Origin of the sequence: Dickeya sp. Secpp 1600, from assembly GCF_003049805.1 — a bacterium.
Lineage (GTDB): Bacteria > Pseudomonadota > Gammaproteobacteria > Enterobacterales > Enterobacteriaceae > Dickeya > Dickeya fangzhongdai.
Genome location: NZ_CP023484.1, coordinates 3,743,295 through 3,757,435, shown reverse-complemented (window position 1 = coordinate 3,757,435; position 14,141 = coordinate 3,743,295). Strand labels below are relative to the sequence as shown.

Genomic DNA, 14,141 nt, shown 5'->3' with positions numbered 1-14,141 from the left:
ATGCAAAAAACGGCCACTTTTTCAAGTGGCCGCTGTTGCCGGCAGAGAAATTACAGTTTGCCGTAGCCTGCGTTGCTGTTGATGCTGCTAGCCAGGCTGCTCGTCATGGTCTGAGCCGAATATTTGTACGGCAGAGTCGGTTTGTAAGCGGTGAGGCCGCAGGTATCCAGGTTCGTGGTTGACGAACCGTTAACCAGCGAGCCTTTATCGGAGAATACCTTGCTGTTAAAGGCTTTCACGATGCTGCATTCCGGGTTTTTGCCATCGATGCTCTTCAGGTTGGAGAGCGTGAAGGAGTTGGCTTCAGACAGGATGCTGCCGCTGGTGCCGAGACCGAAGCTGTACAGATACGGGTAGACGCTGTGCTTCACGTCGCCCAGATACACGTTGTTGTAAGCGTGGATGCTACCAAAGCGGACACGCGGAGTACGCTCGGTAACGCGGTCGAACACGTTGTTGTGGAAGGTCACGCGCAGTTTGCCGGAGTCCTGTGAGCCATTGCTGTCGCTGTGGCCGATCAGGATGGTTTTGTCGTGCAGTTCGAAGCGGCTGTAAGAAATGGTGACGAAGTCGGACCCTTTCTTGATATCCAGCGCGCCGTCGTGCTGGACGTATTTTTCACCGTTTTTGGTGGTGTATTTGTCATCGGTGAAGCTGCCGTCGCTGATGGTGACATGGTCAACCCAGACGTGGTCTGAGTTATCAATCACCGCGGCGTCCCACTCGGCGTTCCAACCATCCCCTGTTTCGTAATGCGGCGCCACATCCACCGGCGTTTCGAGATACAGGTTACGCAGAATAACGTTGCTGACGCCTTTCACTACCAGCGAACCGTTGGTGAACTTGCCGTTGCTGCCGATACCGATGATGGTGGTATTGGACGGAATGCTGATCTGGCTGCGGGCCTTCTGATCGTCAAAGCTGGTGTAGGCTTTGCCGCCGCTGATATCAATCGCCCCTGTTACCTGGATGATCTTGGGATCGGTATCCGTACCGTTCAGCGCCGCTTTGAATTCGCTGATGCTTTTTACTGCATAGATTTTGGCTGAGGTTGCTTTGGCGCCGCCGGTGGTGCCGTTGCTCTGCGTTGCCCAGCCGGTTGAGGCCGCTTCTGTCGCTTTAGTGGTTTGCAGGCTGGCTGCGTGGGCTGCGGAAGTCATCATCGCGGTGGCGATAATGGCTGCCAGTAGGCTTTTGGTTCCTGCAGAAGACACACGAGTGTTGTTCATAGACCGTTTCCTTGCGCTGTAGGCGCTAATCCAATTGCATTGTTGAAAATTAAAAAGTGTTTGTGAAAAAAATGAAATGCCATTTTGTCCTTTGGCAAGGCGGATTTTTAAGCGTTTTTGATTGTTTGTTTTGTGATCAAAATCTCGTTTTTTTTATGAGGGTGATTAATTTTATCTAAAGTGTGATCGAGACCGGTAACTTTTCATAATGGATGTTGAATTAAATTTTCTTTTAAATTCAGTGATATGGTCCGGTGTTTTTATCTGGAATAACTAAAATAGTTAACAATTGATTCGATTTTTATTAAATAGAATTTTATTAATCTGAGGTTCTTACTAATGCCGGTTTATCCCTGTCTTTCATGGGAAACCCGGTCGGCTGCTGGATGGCGCGCCTGCGGCAAGGCTGGATTAGCCAGAACTGTATTGGGACGATCTTTGGAGAAAACAGCAGCGATATGAGTGATGGGGATGTGGGGAAAGTAAAAGGCCACTCTTGCAGTGGCCTTGTGCGATGGAGCGGAAAATTACAGTTTGCCGTAACCCGCGTTGCTGCTGATGCTGTTTGCCAGGCTGGTGGTAATGGTCTGGGCTGAATATTTGTACGGGATCTTGGCGGTATATGAACTGAAGCCAAAGCCGCAACCATTCAGATTGTACGAAGCGCCGTTGATGATCGAACCCTTATCAGAGAAGATCTTACCGTTAAACGCTTTGACCACGCTGCATTCCTTGTCGCGTCCGCTGATCTTCTTAAGGTTATCAATGGTAAACGCGTTGGACTCAGACAGCAGGCTACCGCTGGTGCCGATACCGAAGCTGTACTGATAGCGGTAGGCTTTGTGGTTGACGTCGCCAACGTAAACGTTGTTGTAAGCGTGGACGCTACCGAAGCGTACGCGCGGGGTACGTTCGCCGACCCGGTCAAACAGGTTGTTGTGGAAGGTCACGCGCAGTTTGCCGGAATCCTGCGAACCATTGTTGTCGCTGTGGCCGATCAGGATGGTTTTGTCGTGCAGTTCGAAGCGGCTGTTGGAAACGGTCACATAGTCGGAGCCGCGTTTGATATCCAGTGCGCCATCGTGCTGGACATATTTTTCGCCGTTTTTGGTGGTGTATTTGTCATCGGTGAAGCTGCCGTCGCTGATGGTAACATGGTCAACCCAGACGTGGTCTGTGCTGTCAATCACCACTGCGTCCCATTCTGCGTTCCAGCCATCCCCTTCTTCGTAATGCGGCGCTACGTCTACCGGCGTTTCGATATACAGGTTACGCAGGATAACGTTGCTGACGCCTTTCACCACCAGCGAGCCGTTGGTGAATTTGCCTTTGCTGTCGATACCGATGATGGTGGTATTGGACGGAATGCTGATCTGGCTGCGGGCTTTTTGATCGTCAAAGCTGGTGTAGGCTTTGCCGCCGCTGATATCAATTGCCCCTGTTACCTGGATGATCTTGGGCGACGAATCGGTTCCGTTCAGCGCCGCTTTGAATTCGCTGATGTTTTTCACCGCGTAGATTTTGGATGATGACGCTTTGGCGCCGCCGGTAGTGCCGCCGCTCTGCGTCGCCCAACCGGTTGAGGCCGTTTCTGTCGCCTTGGCGGTTTGCAGGCTGGCAGCGGAAGCCACGGAAACCATCATGGTGGTGGCGATAATCGCCGCCAGCGCGCTTTTGGTTCCCAGGGCTGAACGTCCTGTTGTTTTCTGTGTTGAACGTGAGTTGTTCATGACAATTTTCCTTTTCCTTGTGTGCTCAGGGAGCGATCCAATGGTGTCTATTTGTTACTCGTGTGTCTAAAAACGAAATACCATTTCACCTTTTGTCTTGGCGAATGTTTATGCGCTTTTGGTGTCTATTTTGTGAGCTACATCACGACGATGGTAATGGCGTTTATTAATAAAAAATAACCTATTGACTGCATTTGTAACTTTGTGTTACGTGAATTTGTTTTTGTTTTTAATTAAAATCAATGAATTATGTTTTTAATCTCAATGCCTTGGGTGATTATAGTTAATTTATATTGATGATTTGGTCGGCGGCGTGAGCACGAAATTGGCATGAAGAAAGGGCAGGCGGATGAAGCCAGGGGGGACAAGTAAAAACGGCCGCCCGTGGGGCAGCCGTGGTGAACAAAAGAACGGGAATTACAGCTTGCCTGAACCGGCGTTGTCCGTAATGGATTGCGCCAGTTCGGTGGTCATCGGCTGAACGGCGTAAACGTAAGGAATCGCGCTGGTGTAGGCGCTGAAACCGCAACCGGACAGATCGGCGGCGCTGCCATTCAGGACGGAACCATTGTCGGAGAAAATGGAGCCGTTGAATTTCTTCACCACCTTGCACGCTTTGCTGGCGCTCAGGTTGGCGATGGTGAAGCTGTTGCCTTCGGACAGCACGCTGCCGCTGGTGCCGATACCAAAGCTGTACAGGTAACGGTACACCGGATCTTTTACGTCGCCTTTGAAGACGTTGTTGAAGCTGTGGACGCTACCGTAGCGTACGCGCGGCGCGCGCTCGGTTACGCGGTTGAACACGTTGTTAAACAGCGTGACGTGCAGCTTGCCTTTATCCTGAGCGGAGTTGGTGTCGCTGTGACCAATCAGCATGGTCTTGTCGTGCTGATCGAACAGGCTGTTGGAGATGGTAACGTAGTCGGAACCGCGTTTGATATCCAGCGCGCCATCGTGCTGGACGTAAGTTTCGCCGTCTTTGGTGGTGTACATGTCATCAGTAAAGCTGCCGTCACTGATGGTGACGTGGTCGACCCACACGTGGTGAGCGCCGTTGGTGATGTTCATGCCATCCCATTCGGCATTCCAACCGTCGCCTTTTTCGTAATGCGGTTCTACGTCAATTGGCGTCTGGATGTAGACGTTACGGATGATGACGTTATTGGTGCCGTCGGTACCGTCGATAATCAGAGAACCGTTGATGAATTTGGCGTCGGCGCCAATCCCGATCACGGTGGTGTTAGCCGGAATGTTGATCTGGCTGCGGGCTTTCTGGTCAGCAAAATCTTTGTAGGGCGTACCGCCGCTGATATCGACCGTGCCTTTGATCTGGATGATTTTTGCGACGGCGCCGGCGCTGAGTGCGCTGGTGAATTCGCTGATATTGGTAACGACGTAGATATTATCGCTGGTTGCGGCGGCGCCGCCGGTGGTGGAACCGTTTTGCGACGCCCAGCCAGCGGCGGGAGCGGATTCCAGCGCTTTGCTGTTAACCAGTTCGGCGGCGGAAACGCCAGAGGTCATCGCGCCGGCGATCAGTGCAGCCAGCAGACATGTTGAGGAGCGGGTAAAAGAACGTCCTGAAGCTTTGTTCATCGTATTTTCCTTACTAGAATCCTGTGTTGATTGTTAAAAATAATTTCCATATACATCGATGGGTTATTTTTATTTATTGCCCCCCAATGGCAGCCTGTTAGGCGTCTCATCACCTATTAATAATATTTAATTATCAATGTTGAAGTGTCGGCGATGCTGCCACTTAAGGGCCGCCAATGAATACGATCTATTTATTTGTTTTTCAATATCTGTTGATAATGAAATGGTGTTTTAAATGTAACATTGTGTTTTTTATTTCTTATTTATAAAGGCAGGCTTAACTATTTTTCCGTTCGGGAATAAAAAGCGAGCAGAGGGGCGGGGGCGTTGTTTTTCCTGGCCGGTTTTTATTTGTCAGCATGACGCGATGGTAAATGAAACGATTACGAAACAGCAGCGGTTAACCCGTCAGGTTATTTCTGCCCCGGTATTTGTTTTTGGGAAATAAATGGAAATAGAACAGGCCGAATTACCGGCCTGCTGGTGTGAATGAATATAACCTTTTACCGGTTATATCACCTTGTGCGGACCAAAGCATTCGTAATGAATCTGCGATTCGGTAATCCCCAATTCCAGCAACTGCCGGGCGGCAAATTGCATAAAGGCGACCGGGCCGCATAAATAACAGTGCAGGTTTGTCACCGGCAGTGGTTCCGGAAGATCATTCAGCGCCATCAGTCCGTGAAAAACCTGCGCGGGAGGTGCTGCTTGCGATGATGCTTCCCGATACCAGACATAGGATTGCAACTGCGGCAGCGTCGCGGCAATGTCGGCGACTTCATCGGCAAAGGCATGTACCTCTGTATTTTCAGCCGCGTGCAACCAGAAGATATCTGCCTGATGCTGCTGATTTTTCAGACTATGCAACATGCTGAGCATCGGCGTTTGACCGACACCGGCGGAAATCAGCGCCACCGGCGTCTTTGGCGCGACCTCAAGATAGAAATCGCCGTGCGGGGCCGCCAGCTCAATCACATCGCCTTCACGGGCGACATCGTGCAAATAGCCCGATACGCTGCCCATCGTTTCCCGCTTGACCGCAATACGGTAATAGCGCCCGTTGGGTTCATTCGTTAGTGAGTACTGACGAATCTCCTGATATTCAAAACGTTTATCGCGGATGTATACCGCCAGATACTGACCGGGACGGAATGCGGCGACCGGGCCGCCATCCACCGGTTCCAGCGTAAAGCTGGTGATCAGGCTGCTCTGCGGCTGTTTCGCCACGATACGAAACGGTCGTGTGCCATGCCAGCCGCCGTGTTGTCCGGTGCTGTGCTGATAAATGTCGCTTTCCCGCTGAATAAACACATCCGCCAGCACGCCGTAGGCCTTGCCCCAGGCATCCAGCACCGCCTGACCGGGCTGGAACATTTCTTCCAGCGTTGCCAACAAGTGAGCGCCCACTGTCTGGTACTGTTCCGGCCGGATATTGAAGCTGGCATGCTTTTGGGCGATGCGCTCTACCGCAGGCAACAGCGCCGGTAGGTTTTCGATATGTGTCGCGTAGGCGCAAATGGCATTAAACAGAGCTTCACGCTGATCGCCATTGCGCTGATTACTCATATTGAAGATATCTTTCAGTTCCGGATTATGGCGGAACATCCGCTGATAAAAGTGAGCGGTCAGCGCCGGGCCGGTTTCGGCCAGCAGGGGAATGGTGGATTTGATGGTGGCGATGGTTTGTTGATCCAGCATGGTGAACCTCATTGTTGTCTTTAAGTTGTATTTAAAATGCATCTTATTGAAAAGGGCGTTGCCTGTAAATCCCCTGTGGTGGTCAGGCGTGGGGCCGGGGTAACGCACAAGGGCAAAGGCGCATGAAAAAAATGCAGGTTGCGGATGAGAAAAAGTCAGCCAGAATGGCGAATCCCGGAAAGACGGAAAGCCTTGCGTAGCCTGTAGCTAATCGTTTGCGTAAAAACCTCTGTCAAGCCCTATCATCGCCAGTCAAAAACGGTTTACACTATGTGCCCACGGCCCTTTGGGTGATTTTTAATAAAGAAGCAAGTTAGCTGAGTCAGGAGATGCGGATGTTAAAGCGTGAAATGAACATTGCCGATTACGATGCCGAGCTATGGCAAGCAATGCAGCAAGAAGTGGTGCGTCAGGAAGAGCACATTGAACTGATTGCGTCAGAAAACTATACCAGTCCACGCGTCATGCAGGCCCAGGGGTCTCAGCTGACCAACAAATACGCCGAAGGGTATCCGGGCAAACGCTACTACGGCGGTTGCGAATACGTTGACGTGGTTGAACAACTGGCGATCGACCGCGCCAAGGAACTGTTTGGCGCCGACTACGCCAACGTACAGCCGCACTCCGGCTCTCAGGCTAACTTCGCTGTCTACACCGCGCTGCTGCAGCCGGGCGACACCATTCTGGGCATGAACCTGGCGCACGGCGGCCACCTGACTCACGGTTCACCGGTCAACCTGTCCGGTAAACTGTATAAGGTCGTGCCTTACGGTATCGATGACAGCGGCAAGATCAACTATGACGAAATGGCCGAGCTGGCCCGCACTCACCAGCCGAAAATGATCGTGGGCGGCTTCTCCGCGTATTCCGGCATCGTTGACTGGGCGAAAATGCGTGAAATCGCCGACAGCATCGGCGCTTATCTGTTCGTCGACATGGCGCACGTCGCTGGTCTGGTCGCCGCGGGCGTTTATCCGAACCCGGTTCCGCACGCTCACATCGTGACCACCACCACCCACAAAACCCTGGCGGGTCCGCGCGGCGGCCTGATCCTGGCGAAAGGCGGCGACGAAGATCTGTACAAGAAACTGAACTCCGCCGTATTCCCGGGCGGCCAGGGCGGCCCGTTGATGCACGTCATCGCCGGTAAAGCCGTGGCGCTGAAAGAAGCGATGGAGCCGGAGTTCAAAACCTACCAGCAGCAGGTAGCGAAAAACGCCAAAGCGATGGTAGAAGTGTTCCTGTCCCGCGGGTTCAACGTGGTGTCCGGCGGTACCGATAACCACCTGTTCCTGCTGGATCTGGTCAGCAAAAACCTGACCGGTAAAGACGCTGACGCGGCGTTGGGCCGCGCCAACATCACCGTAAACAAAAACAGCGTGCCGAACGATCCGAAGAGCCCGTTCGTGACCTCCGGTATCCGTATCGGTACGCCGGCGGCAACCCGTCGCGGTTTCAAAGAAGCGGAAGTGCGCGAACTGGCCGGCTGGATCTGCGATGTGCTGGACAACATCAGCGATGAAGCGGTTATTGAGCGCGTCAAACAGAAAGTGCTGGATATCTGCGCCCGTTTCCCGGTTTACGCCTGATAGCCTGCCTGATGCGTCCGAGTTGCTCGGGCGCGCCGCCAACGCCAGCCTTCGGGCTGGCGTTTGTTTTTCTGCTTCCCGTTGCTTCCGCTCCGGCTCTCTGACAGAGTAACCGACCGTAGAGGAGAGGCAATATGGTTCTGCAATCAACGTACTGGCTGGCGCTCGGCTATTTCACCTATTTCTTCAGCTATGGCATTTTTCTGCCATTCTGGGGCGGCTGGCTCAAAGGCGAGGGACTATCCGCCGAGGCGATCGGCATTCTGCTCGGCGCCGGGCTGGTGGCGCGGTTTGCCGGCAGCCTGTTCATTACCCCGCTGGTGAAAGACCCCGCCCGGCTGATTACCGTACTGCGGTTGCTGGCGTTGTTGTCAGTGCTGACCTCCATCGGATTCTGGCTGGGCAGCGCCTGGTTGTGGCTGATGCTGGTGATGCTCGGCTTCAACCTGTTCTTCGCGCCATTGATTCCGCTTACGGATGCGCTGGCGGCGACCTGGCAAAAACAGATCCCGCTGGATTACGGCCGGGTGCGGGTGTGGGGCTCGGTTGCGTTTGTGATTGGCTCCGCCGTGACCGGGCAACTGGTGGCGGTTTGGGGGCATCAGGCGATTCTGGCGACACTGGCGGCGGGGCTGCTGTCGATGCTGCTGGGTATGGCGTTGCGGCCGCATGTGATGCCCGCCTCAGTCAAACGACACCAGACGCAGACGGCCGCCACGCCGTGGCTCGTCTTGCTGCGCGAACCGGCGGTCTGGCGCTTTCTGCTGAGCGTGTCCTTGTTACAGGGCGCTCATGCTGCCTACTACGGCTTTAGCGTCATTTACTGGCAGCAGGCGGGGTATTCGGCGGCGGTTATCGGTTATCTGTGGTCGCTGGGCGTGGTGGCGGAAATTGTCATTTTTGCGCTGAGCAAGCGTCTGTTCGGGCACTGGAGCGCGTCCGGGTTGCTGATGCTGTCCGCGCTGTGCGGCGTGGTGCGCTGGAGCCTGATGGGCGCGACGGTGTCGCTGCCGTGGCTTATCGTGATGCAGATTTTACATTGCGGCACCTTTACGGTTTGCCACCTGGCCGCCATGCGGTTTATCTCCTCACGCGACGATGCGGACGTGCTGCGCTTGCAGGCGGCCTATTCGGCGCTGGGCACCGGGGGCGCGGTCGCCGTGATGACGGTGGTGTCCGGCTTTCTGTTTGAGTACCTTCAGGGCGGAACCTTCTGGGTGATGGCGTTGCTGGTGCTGCCGGCGTTCATGCTGCGCCCGCAGGTAAGCACTCGCTCGCGCTGAGTAAGACGGCGCATCAGTGACAGGCGAAAACGGTCAGGATAGAAAATGTTACATTATAACAATTTAGGCTTTTCATTCCGTTGGGTAAGCTGCCTGCTGTTGACCACGGTGGCGGTATCCGGCCCGGCGCTGGCCCATCCGCACAGTTTTATCGATATGAAAACCACCGTGGAAGGGAAAGACGATCAGATAACCGGATTGCGCATGAACTGGACTATGGATCCTATTACTTCCGCCGATTTGCTGTACGACGCCGGCAATGCCGCCAAAGACTCGGAGGTGTGGAAAAAACTGGCCGCCGAGGTGATGGCGAATGTGCTGGGGCAGCACTACTTCACGGATATTTATCGGGATGGAAAGCCGGTGAAATACCAGCCGTTGCCAACGGAATACCATCTCTCCCGCGCAGGCAACAAAGCGGTGCTGGAGTTTGTGTTGCCGCTGGCGCACCCGCAACCGCTGGCGGGCGCGCCGTTACTGATTTCCACCTATGATCCCACCTATTTCGTGGATATGTCCTATAAGGACGATAACGCGATTCAGGTAGCCTCTGCGCTGGCCGCGCGTTGTAAAACCACGCTCATGACGCCCAAACCGGATGCGTCGCTCCAGTCCTACGCGCTGTCGCTGGACAAGAACGCCAAACCGACTAAAGACGTGGAATTGGGAAAACAGTTTGCTCAACAGGTCACGTTGCAATGCCGGTAAATCATGCGCACGTGACCCGACATTATCTGCGCTGGTGGCCGCTGGCGCTGTTTTTACTGCTGACAGGCGCGGCGGCATGGCAGGCAATGGTCTGGTGGCCGTCGATTCTGATGCAAAACATTGAATGGCAGAGGTCGCTGCATCAGCAAATGTCGGATTTGATGGAGCAAGTGCGGGCGCAACCTCATCAGGCCGGCTGGACGCTGGTGATGTTCAGCCTGGCGTATGGCGTGCTGCATGCGGTTGGCCCTGGTCATGGCAAAGTGGTGATCGCCACCTATCTGGCGACCCACCCGTCCCGGCTGAAAAGCAGTTTGCAACTGACCTTTGCCTCCGCCTTGTTGCAAGGGACGGTAGCGATCGTACTGGTGACGCTGGTGCTGGCGGTGTTGCAGCTTTCCAGCCGTGCTTTGCACATCGGCAGTTTCTGGATGGAGAAAAGCAGCTTTGTGCTGGTGGCCGGGCTCGGCGGCTGGCTGTGCCTGCGCGCATTCAGACGTCTGCGGGCGTTGCTGTTTTCCCGCGCCAAACCGCGTATCCGCTCGTTAACGCCGCTTGATGCGTCGGCGTCCGGCGTCCGGCTGGCACCTGCCGTAGGCCATCAGCACGATGAACACTGCGGTTGCGGTCATCAGCACGTGCCGACGGCAGAAGCGCTCAATCACGGCGATGGCTGGCGTACCCGTCTGATGGTGGTGTTGGCGATGGGATTGCGCCCGTGTTCCGGCGCGATACTGGTATTGCTGTTCGCCAAAGTGCTGGACGTGTTTGTCTGGGGCGTGATCTCGGCCCTGACCATGGCGCTGGGGACCGCGCTTACCGTCTCGCTGCTGGGCGTGGCGGTGCTGTTCTGCCGCCGGCAACTGGAGCGTTTAAGCCGCGCCGGCGCGTTTTCCTCTCCACGCTGGCAAGCGCTTGTCTGGTCGGTGTTGTCGCTGGCGGGCGGTATGGCGCTGACCTTTGCCGGCATTGTGCTTTACCTCTCCACGCAACCGGATGTGATGGGCGGGATTCGGCCGCTGATGGGGTAGCGCCCCGCCGCGAATCAAGCCTGTTTCGTTGCTCTACGGCGGTCATGTTTCCGCCGTTCGATCACCATCACGTATCGATAAATATCCTGTCTTTTCATGTAAAAAAGATTGCCCGAATGTAACCGTAACTTTATTATTTACATTGAATGATAATGACTCTCATTATCCGTAAAACAGGCAGGGAATAACAGAATGAAAAAGTGGTTGTGTGCCGTTGGCATGGCGTTGGGGCTGGTTTCGGCAGTCCGGGCTGCCCCCATTGTGGTGGAAGACGTTAGCGGCAGAAAAGTCGAGATCAAGTCTGAAGTTAAGCGCGTGATTCTGGGGGAAGGGCGGCAGATTTATCTGCTGGCGGCGTTTGATACCGATGCGCCGTTCCAGCGCGTGGTCGGCTGGCGTGACGACTTGCCGAAAGCCGACTATGACGGCTATCTGGCTTATGAACATAAATATCCGCAGATTAAACAACTGCCGACCTTCGGCGGCGCCAAAGACGGCACCTTCAACGTTGAGCAGGCGGTGAACCTGAAGCCGGATCTGGTGTTGATGAACCTGGAAGCGAAAGCCGCTACCGATGAAGCCAAACTGATTGAAAAACTCAGCGGTCTGGGCATTCCGGTGGTGTTTATCGACTTCCGCGAAAAACCGTTTGAAAACGCCGAGAAAAGCATTCGCATTATGGGCCAGCTGCTGGGCAAACCGGCGCGCGCCGAAGAGATCGTTCAGTTCCGCCGTCAGCAGATTGATATCGTGACCGATCGCCTGAAGAACTATCAGGGGCCGCGTCCGAAGGTGATGATCGACCGCGCCGGTGGCTATGACGAAGAGTGCTGCATGTCATTCGGTAATGAAAACTTCGGGAAAATGGTGGAAGTCGCGGGCGGCATCAATATCGCCAAAGGCATTATCCCCGGTACTTTCGGCACCCTGAATCCGGAGCAGATTATCAGCGCGCGTCCGGACGTGGTGATCGTCACCGGCGCCAACTGGAAGAACTACAACACCGCCAACGGCTGGGTTGGCGTAGGGCCGGGGGCCGACCAGCAACAGGCGCTGCAGCGCTTGCAGAAGCTGATGGAACGCTCCGCATTCAAAACGCTGCCGGTCGCCACCAACGGCAAGGCGCATGCCATCTGGCATCAGTTCTATGACAGCCCGTATCAGTTTGTGGCGATTCAGGCGATGGCGAAGTGGCTGCACCCGGACTTGTTCAAAGATATCGATCCGGATGCCACCTTCCGTACTTTCCATGAGAAATTCCTGCCGTTGCCGTACCAGCCGGGTTACTGGGTGACGCTGCCGGCGAAATCCTGACCAGCGATGATGCCGCCTTTATCGGGCGGCTGATCGCAACAGAACGGCAATAACCAAACGTGAAGAAAAAACGTGAATAACAAAACGCCCCGATCATCTGCATGGTCGGGGCGTTTTTTATGAGCTGCGTGGTTTACAGGGTTGGTTCGGCAACCAGCCCGTCAATCATCACCTGCGGAATACCGCGAGAGCAGCGTTCGATGCGGCCGCGAACGCCGTACACCTGCGCCAGGCTCTCTTCACTGATTACCTCGGCCGGCTCGCCATCGGCGATCAGCTTACCGTCTTTGAGCATCAGCACGTGGTCGCCATGACGCAGCGCGATATTGATGTCGTGCACCACCACTACCGTCACGATATTGCGCTTGCGGGTTTCCTGACGTACCAGATCCATCACGTGGAACTGGTAGTTGAGGTCGAGCGCGCTGAGCGGCTCATCCAGTAACAGCAGCGAAGGCTGACGGATAAGCGACTGCGCCAACCCGACCAGCTGTTTCTGACCGCCGGAAAGCTGGTCCAGATAGCTCATCGCCAGATGCGAAATGCCCAACTGCCTGAGCAGCGTCAGCACCTCGTCTTCGTTGCTGCTGTGATGCAACCCGCCGGACGCGCGCTGGGCGACGATAATCGATTCCAGTACGTGCAGATGCACGCCAGCAGGCAATGACTGCGGCAGATACACCACTTTTTCCGCCCGTTTGGCGAACGGCAACTGCATCAGGTTGACATCATCCAACAGCAGATCGCCTTGCGCTTGCCCCAGCCCGGCCAGTGCGCGCAGCAGCGTCGACTTGCCGCTGCCGTTCGGCCCCAGCAGTACGGTGATCCTGCCGCGCGGCAGCAGCGGAACCGACAGATCGTTAATGACGGTTCGTCTGGGGTAGCCCGCTGAAAAACGAGAAATCGCCAGTCCGTTGTGACTCATACGTTCCCCCGGTTACGCAGAATGATGCTGAGGAAGAAAGGAACCCCTACCAGCGAAGTGACAATCCCTACCGGAATGATGACGCCCGGCAGCAGGTTTTTGGATACAACGGATGCCAGCGACAGCACCAGCGCGCCGGTCAGGGCGCTGGCCGGCAAATAGAAGCGGTGATCCTCGCCGAAAATCATGCGGGCAATATGCGGCGCCACCAGACCGATGAAGCCAATCGGCCCGACGAACGCTACCGACAGCGCCGACAGGAAACTGATGCGCAGCAGCGTGGCCAGACGCAAACGGCGCACGTTGATGCCGAAACTGATGGCGCGATCTTCGCCCAAACGCAATGCGGTCAGCTTCCATGAGCTCATCATGGATAGCGGCATCACGATAGCCAACACCGCCAGCAGAATGCCGAATTTTTCCCAGGATGAGCGCGCCAGGCTGCCCATGGTCCAGAACACCAGCCCCTGCAACGTATCTTCGTTGGCGATGAATTGCAGGATGGACACCAGCGCGTTAAAGGTGAACACCAGCGCGATCCCGAACAACACCACGCCGGATGTCGCTACCTTGGTCCAGCGGGTAATGCCGTCGAGCAGCAGCGCCGCCAGCAGCGCGAACAGGAAGGCGTTGGCTGAAATGAACCATTGCGCCGGAATACCCGGAATACCGATCCCCAATACGATTGCCAGCGCCGCGCCGAATGCCGCCGCGGAGGACACGCCCAGTGTGAACGGGCTGGCCAGCGGGTTGTTCAGGATGGTTTGCATCTCTGCGCCCGCCAGCCCCAACGCCAGACCGACCACCACCGCCATCAGCGCATACGGCAGGCGGATGTCCCAGACGATGACGCGGCTACCGGCGTCTGCGTTGGCGGGGTCGGTTAGCGTTTGCCACAGCACATCCAGCGGCAGGCCGGAAGGACCGAGCACAAAGTCCAGCAGCAGGGAGGCGACAATCGCTACGACCAGCACCGCCATCACCATCAGCCGATGGCGAATGATATGCCGATAATGGGTTAGCGCGCTGTTTTCAGCC

General features: G+C 55.4%; 11 protein-coding genes. 5 read left to right on the top strand and 6 right to left on the bottom strand.

Annotated elements, in window-relative coordinates:
- Positions 1-50: 50 nt before the first annotated feature.
- The 4 genes from CPA59_RS16670 to hmpA all read right to left on the bottom strand — a co-directional run bounded on the left by CPA59_RS16670 (position 51) and on the right by hmpA (position 6,253).
- Positions 51-1,229 (bottom strand): polysaccharide lyase, encoded by a 1,179-nt coding sequence (locus tag CPA59_RS16670; RefSeq protein WP_038919873.1) that lies wholly within the window; start codon positions 1,227-1,229, stop codon positions 51-53.
- A gap of 527 nt (positions 1,230-1,756) precedes the next feature.
- Entirely contained in the window at positions 1,757-2,959 is a 1,203-nt protein-coding gene (pelE2, locus tag CPA59_RS16665; RefSeq protein ID WP_038919872.1) for a pectate lyase PelE2, read from the bottom strand.
- A 417-nt stretch (positions 2,960-3,376) separates the two neighbouring features.
- Positions 3,377-4,555, bottom strand: a complete 1,179-nt coding sequence (gene pelA, locus CPA59_RS16660) for a pectate lyase PelA (protein WP_038919871.1) — start codon at positions 4,553-4,555, stop codon at positions 3,377-3,379.
- Between the two features lie 510 nt (positions 4,556-5,065).
- Entirely contained in the window at positions 5,066-6,253 is a 1,188-nt protein-coding gene (gene hmpA / locus CPA59_RS16655) for an NO-inducible flavohemoprotein (protein WP_245167453.1), read from the bottom strand.
- A gap of 335 nt (positions 6,254-6,588) precedes the next feature.
- Here hmpA and glyA point away from each other — a divergent pair, with 335 nt between their 5' ends.
- The 5 genes from glyA to CPA59_RS16630 all read left to right on the top strand — a co-directional run bounded on the left by glyA (position 6,589) and on the right by CPA59_RS16630 (position 12,178).
- Complete coding sequence (gene glyA, locus CPA59_RS16650) at positions 6,589-7,842, top strand: serine hydroxymethyltransferase (RefSeq protein ID WP_038919869.1); 1,254 nt, start codon at positions 6,589-6,591, stop codon at positions 7,840-7,842.
- Positions 7,843-7,976: 134 nt separating this feature from the next.
- Positions 7,977-9,125, top strand: coding sequence for a 3-phenylpropionate MFS transporter (locus CPA59_RS16645; RefSeq protein ID WP_038919868.1), 1,149 nt, complete (start codon positions 7,977-7,979; stop codon positions 9,123-9,125).
- A gap of 45 nt (positions 9,126-9,170) precedes the next feature.
- Complete coding sequence (locus CPA59_RS16640) at positions 9,171-9,833, top strand: DUF1007 family protein (RefSeq protein ID WP_049854672.1); 663 nt, start codon at positions 9,171-9,173, stop codon at positions 9,831-9,833.
- Positions 9,824-10,864, top strand: coding sequence for a nickel/cobalt transporter (locus CPA59_RS16635; RefSeq protein ID WP_107760138.1), 1,041 nt, complete (start codon positions 9,824-9,826; stop codon positions 10,862-10,864). The genes CPA59_RS16640 and CPA59_RS16635 overlap by 10 nt, the downstream gene beginning before the upstream one ends.
- A 192-nt stretch (positions 10,865-11,056) precedes the next feature.
- Positions 11,057-12,178, top strand: coding sequence for an ABC transporter substrate-binding protein (locus tag CPA59_RS16630; RefSeq protein ID WP_038919865.1), 1,122 nt, complete (start codon positions 11,057-11,059; stop codon positions 12,176-12,178).
- A 133-nt stretch (positions 12,179-12,311) separates the two neighbouring features.
- Here CPA59_RS16630 and CPA59_RS16625 read toward each other — a convergent pair whose 3' ends face one another.
- Positions 12,312-13,103, bottom strand: coding sequence for an ABC transporter ATP-binding protein (locus tag CPA59_RS16625; protein ID WP_038666793.1), 792 nt, complete (start codon positions 13,101-13,103; stop codon positions 12,312-12,314).
- On the bottom strand, positions 13,100-14,089 hold the full coding sequence (locus CPA59_RS16620) for an iron ABC transporter permease (RefSeq protein ID WP_255412307.1): 990 nt from the start codon (positions 14,087-14,089) through the stop codon (positions 13,100-13,102). Before CPA59_RS16620 ends, CPA59_RS16625 begins: the two co-directional genes overlap by 4 nt.
- Between the last annotated feature and the right edge of the window lie 52 nt (positions 14,090-14,141).